The sequence below is a fragment of the Sandarakinorhabdus rubra genome, from assembly GCF_010994245.1.
GTDB classification, from domain to species: Bacteria; Pseudomonadota; Alphaproteobacteria; order Sphingomonadales; family Sphingomonadaceae; genus Sandarakinorhabdus; species Sandarakinorhabdus rubra.
The window spans coordinates 1-4760 of record NZ_WMHO01000200.1 but is presented as its reverse complement, the minus strand read 5'-3'; the positions used below and the strand labels follow the sequence as shown (position 1 = coordinate 4760).

Annotated in this window: 5 protein-coding genes; 2 read left to right on the top strand and 3 right to left on the bottom strand. The window is 69.3% G+C overall.

Features of this window, described 5'->3' with window-relative positions:
* Positions 1-84: 84 nt before the first annotated feature.
* Positions 85-1227: a sterol desaturase family protein gene (locus GJV64_RS11505; protein ID WP_164157359.1), complete on the top strand. Its 1143-nt coding sequence runs from the start codon at positions 85-87 to the stop codon at positions 1225-1227.
* On the opposite strand, the gene GJV64_RS11500 is transcribed toward GJV64_RS11505, so the two are convergent.
* Both GJV64_RS11500 and GJV64_RS11495 read right to left on the bottom strand, forming a co-directional pair.
* Positions 1228-2514: an MFS transporter gene (locus GJV64_RS11500; RefSeq protein ID WP_235927716.1), complete on the bottom strand. Its 1287-nt coding sequence runs from the start codon at positions 2512-2514 to the stop codon at positions 1228-1230.
* Positions 2515-2629: 115 nt separating this feature from the next.
* The gene (locus tag GJV64_RS11495) at positions 2630-3178 is read right to left on the bottom strand and encodes a helix-turn-helix domain-containing protein (RefSeq protein WP_164157358.1); all 549 of its coding nucleotides are present in this window, start codon (positions 3176-3178) and stop codon (positions 2630-2632) included.
* 69 nt (positions 3179-3247) lie between these two features.
* Between GJV64_RS11495 and GJV64_RS11490 the strand changes: the two genes are divergently transcribed.
* Positions 3248-4267, top strand: coding sequence for an SDR family oxidoreductase (locus GJV64_RS11490; RefSeq protein ID WP_164157357.1), 1020 nt, complete (start codon positions 3248-3250; stop codon positions 4265-4267).
* 7 nt (positions 4268-4274) lie between these two features.
* On the opposite strand, the gene GJV64_RS11485 is transcribed toward GJV64_RS11490, so the two are convergent.
* Positions 4275-4760 (bottom strand): amidohydrolase family protein (locus GJV64_RS11485; RefSeq protein ID WP_164157356.1); only part of this gene is annotated, 486 nt, incomplete at its 5' end.

Genomic DNA, 4760 nt, shown 5'->3' with positions numbered 1-4760 from the left:
CCGGCGCATCGGCCATTCCCAAGGCCGGCCGCCGTGGCTCCGGCCTTGGCGAGGCCCCGGCCGGCGCCTGATCCCGACCGGGGCATGACGGCCCGCCCCGACCGGCTGCTGGCCGAACTGGAAGCGCCGCGTGCGCTGCGCCGGTTCGGCAGCGGCTGGTATGCCGGGCTGTTCGCCTTCCTGTTGGGCATTGCCGGGCTGGGGTTGGTGCTGTCGCTGCGCTTCCCGGCCCTCTTGTCCACGCCGGAACTGGCACCGGTCTATCGCTCCGGGCTGCTGCGCCCGGCCATTCAGGCCATGATCCTCGCCAGCTGGGCATTGGCCGTGGTGTCGCTCCTGCTCGGCCGCTATCGGCTTCTGGGCACCAGTGCGCTCGGCCTGGCCCTCTGCGCCAGCCTGATCGGCACCGGGGCGCCGGATAGTAGCGCCGCCGGGCCGCGTGGCCTGTTCTTCGGGGTGGATTTCTTCATCCTCAACATGGCGCTGTCGGGCCTGATCTTCGCACCGCTGGAGCGGCTGTGGCCGCACATCCGGGAACAGCGGCTGTTCCGCGGCGAATGGCAGGTCGATCTCGTCTATTTCCTGTTGAGCTCGATGCTGGTGCAGGTGGTTGCCTTCATCACCTTCGGGCCGTCGCGGCTGCTGCTGGCGCACAGCGAGGCTCTTGCCGGCGTGCGCGCCGCGATCGGCAGCTTGCCGCTGGTGGTGCAGGTGCTGGCCATCATGCTGCTCACCGATCTCATCCAGTACTGGCTGCACCGCGCCTTTCACCGCCTGCCCTTCCTGTGGCGCTTCCATGCCGTGCATCACAGCGCGCGGGCGATGGACTGGCTGGCCGGATCGCGGCTGCATTTCCTGGAAATCGCGGTGGTGCGCGGCCTCACAACGGTGCCGATGTTCACGCTGGGCTTCGCGCCCGAAGCGGTGCAGATCTACGTTGCCATCGTCTATCTGCACAGCGCGCTGATCCACGCCAACATCGGCGCTGAGCGGGACTGGTGGGGCCACTGGATCGCCACGCCGCGCTATCACCACTGGCACCATGCCGCCGATGCCGAAGCGGTGGACCGCAACTTCGCCATCCACTTCCCGCTGCTCGACAAATTGTTCGGTACCTTCCACCTGCCGCCCGGGCGTTGGCCGAGCCACTATGGCGTCGCCGATCCGGTGCCGGTGGGCTGGTGGCCGCAATTCCTCTATCCGTTGCGGCGGATGGGGCGGCGCTGATCAGCCTTCGCTTTCGTCCCCATGCTCGCCCGGTTCGCGGCCCAGGGCGGGCTGGGTGAAGGCATAGACCGCCAGCGCCACCAACGCCGCCGCGCCCAGCCAATAGGTGACGGACGGGCCGATCTGGTAGAGGCCGATGCCGATGGCCGGCGCCGCGATGAAGCAGCTGCCATTGACCGAGGTGACGGCGCCGGCGACGCCGCCCTGCTCGGCGCGCGACACAGCCAGGCTGGCGCCGGCGGTGAAGCCGGGCCGGGCCAGGCCATAGCCCATGCTCATCAGGGCAAAGGCCAGCACCAGCGCATAGAGGCTGACCGACAGCGCGATGCCGGCCGTGCCGACAGCGGCCAGCAGCGTGCCCCAGCGCATCAGGGCCGGCGGGGTCAACCGCAACTGCGGGATCAGCACCCACTGCGCCAGCAGGGTGGAGAAGGCGCCGGCCATGAAAATGAGCGCGATCGACTGCTGCGAGGCCAGGGCATCCCCGCCCAGCGTGTCGATCACCAGGAAGCCGATCGCCTGGCCGGTGGCGGCCTGGATCGAGCCGGACACGAAGCCGAAGATCATGAAGGGCAGGATGCGGCTGTCCTTGATGCTCAGCCGCTTCGGCCGCCCCGCGGCGGCGGCCTTGACGCTGGCGCCAGTGGTGGCACCGGCCAGGCTGGGTTCGGACGAAGGCGCACCACTGCCGCTCTGCGGCCGCCCGGTGGCATGGGTGGGATCATCATCCGGCAGCACCCGCGCCACCGCGATCATGACCAGCGCCGCGATGGCGGCAAAGGCGAACATCGGCCCGGACAGGCCGAACGGCGCCAGGATGAACAGCGGCGCCACCGCGGGGCCGATGATGGTGCCGAGCCCGAAGGCCGATGACAGGCTGGACAGGGCGGCGGTGCGATCAGCCTCGCTGGTACGCCCGGCCACATAGGCCTGCGCCGCCGGATTGGCCGCCGAACCGAAGATGCCGAACAGGCTGCGCAGCGAGGCGAACAGCAGGAATGTGGCTATGGGGGCCAGCCAGCCGTTCAGCCCGGCATAGATGGCGATGCCGCAACCCGCCATCGACACCATGAAGCCCAGCGAGCCGAGCAGCATCAGCCGTCGCCGGCCACGAATGTCGCTCTGTCGTGCCCAATAGGGGGCGCTGATCGTCCAGAGCAGGGCGGACAGCGAGAAGATCACCGCCACCAGCATGTCGGGCAGGTGGATCACGCGCGCGATGGCGGGCAGCACCGTCTGCAGCGCGGTATTGCCGGCCGCCACCGTGAGCAATGCAGCGAAGACCACGGCAAATTCCCGGCGCGGCAGCGACGAGGCGCCAAGACCGGCAACAGGATTTCCCGGAGACTTTGGTGTGTGCACGCCCCCGCTAATGGGCTGCCGGAGCGCGGCTGCCAACCCGTTACTTTGCCCGTATCAGTCCCGCCAGTCGCTGCACGTCCGCCACATATTCCGCTTCGGCCAGGCCGGCGTGCTTCAGCCCGGCAGCGGCATTGGCGAGCATGCGGGCCAGCGCGTCGGCATCTGCCAGCCCGGCTTCGCCCAGCCGGCGGGCCAGCAGCGCCACAAAGCGCGCCGTGCTGGCCTGGTGAAGATCGGCGGTCAGGCTGCCGGCCACCGCCAGGATCTCGTCGGCATGCGGGCTGGCGTTGCACAGGCGCTGGATGGGCAGGTCCTTCGCCAGGATGGCAGCGGCAAGGCCCTGGGCCGGATCGGTCCCGGCCGGCCAGGCCCGTTCGGCAGCAATGGCGGCATCGGCCAGCAGCGCCTCGGCGACAGCGCGGAACACCGCCTCCTTGCCGCAGAACATCAGGTAGAGCGCCGGGCGCGACATGCCTGCGGCCGCCGCGATGTCGGCCATGGTGCAGCGCCGGTAGCCATGGGCAGCAAAGGCGCCGATCGCGGCGGCCACCACGCGGGCACGGCGGTCTTCGGCGGCCGGGTTTGACATATTGGACGACATTTGTCAGTCTGTAACACGCTTGGGCAAGAATCGGCAAGTCAGGCAGGGAGCCTCGCAATGGCAGTGGAACAGGGCAAGGTGCTGGTCACCGGCGCGTCGGGTTATATCGCTGGCTTCGTGATCAAGGCGCTGGTGCGTGAGGGCTGGCCGGTGCGCGGCACCATTCGCTCCCTCGCCCGCGCGGACGAGGTGCGCGCCACGCTGGGCCTGCCCGATCTGGAGCTGGTGGCCTGTGACCTGATGCGCGACGACGGCTGGGCGGAGGCGATGGACGGCATCAGTCACGTCCAGCACATCGCCTCGCCGATCCCGGCCGGCGAGCCGAAAGACCCCGACGAGCTGATCGTGCCGGCGCGCGAGGGTGCGCTGAGGGCGCTGCGCTTTGCCCATGCCGCCGGGGTGAAGCGCGTGGTGATGACCAGCAGCATGGCCGCCATCGCCTATGGCCATGGCGAAGCCCGCGCGCCCCTCACGGAAAGCGACTGGTCGAACCTGCAGAGCCTCGAGGCCTATGCCTATATCAAGTCCAAGACGCTGGCCGAACGCGCGGCGCGTGACTGGATGGCGGCCAATGGCGCGCCGATGGAATATGTGTCCATCAACCCGGCCGCCGTGCTGGGCCCCGTGCTTGGTCCGGACTTTTCGACCAGCCTTGAAGTGGTCAAGAAGCTGATGGACGGGGCCTTGCCCGGCCTGCCCAACCTGGGCTTCGGTGTGGTCGACGTGCGCGATGTCGCCGATCTGCATGTGCTGGCGATGATAACGCCGGGCCTCGACGGTGAACGCTTCATCGCGCAAGGGCGCTTCATGTGGATGCGCGAGGTGGCACAGGTATTGAAGGACGGGCTGGGCAGCCAGGCCCGCCGGGTACCGACGCGCGGCCTGCCCGATTGGCTTATGAAGCTGCTCGCCAACTTCGATCCCACCGTGAAGATGGTGGTGCCCGAACTCGGCCGCCGCCGCGAGGCCAGCGCCGCGCATGCGCTCGACCGGCTGGGCTGGCGCACCCGCGATGAACGCGAGACCATCCTCGATTGCGCGCGCAGCCTGATCGGGAAGGGGCTGGTGAAGGCCTGATCTGCCTTCAGGGCACCACCTGCCCGCGCGCCATCACCCATTTCACCTGCGCCAACTGGTTTGCGTCGGCGGTGGGATCGCCATCGGTGGCGATGATGTCGGCGGATTTGCCCGGCTCCAGCGTCCCGATCTCGGCGGCAAGGCCCAACAGCTCGGCCGCCCCGCTGGTGGCGCTCACCAGCACTTCGCGCGGGCTCATTCCGCCATAGGCCACCATGTCGGCCGCCTCCTCGCCGTTGCGGCCGTGGGCGAACACGCCGGCATCGGTGCCGAAGGCGATGCGCGCGCCGGCCTTTCTGGCCGCGATAATCTGCTTGCCGCGGCGTTCCAGGATGGCGCGCACCTTGGTTTCCACCACCGGCGTGTAGGCACCGGTGCCGAGCCGCTCGCCGGTTTCGCGGAACGGCAGCAGCGTCGGCACCAGCCAGCCGCCGGTCGCGGCCAGCGCCTTGGCGCCGGCCTCGTCGGTGAAGCTGCCATGCTCCACCGAATC

Excerpts from the sequence above, each read along its gene's own strand:
- GJV64_RS11505 (WP_164157359.1), top strand. The coding sequence starts at position 85 with ATGACGGCCCGCCCCGACCGGCTGCTGGCCGAACTGGAAGCGCCGCGT.
- GJV64_RS11495 (WP_164157358.1), bottom strand. The coding sequence starts at position 3,178 with ATGTCAAACCCGGCCGCCGAAGACCGCCGTGCCCGCGTGGTGGCCGCC.
- GJV64_RS11490 (WP_164157357.1), top strand. The coding sequence starts at position 3,248 with ATGGCAGTGGAACAGGGCAAGGTGCTGGTCACCGGCGCGTCGGGTTAT.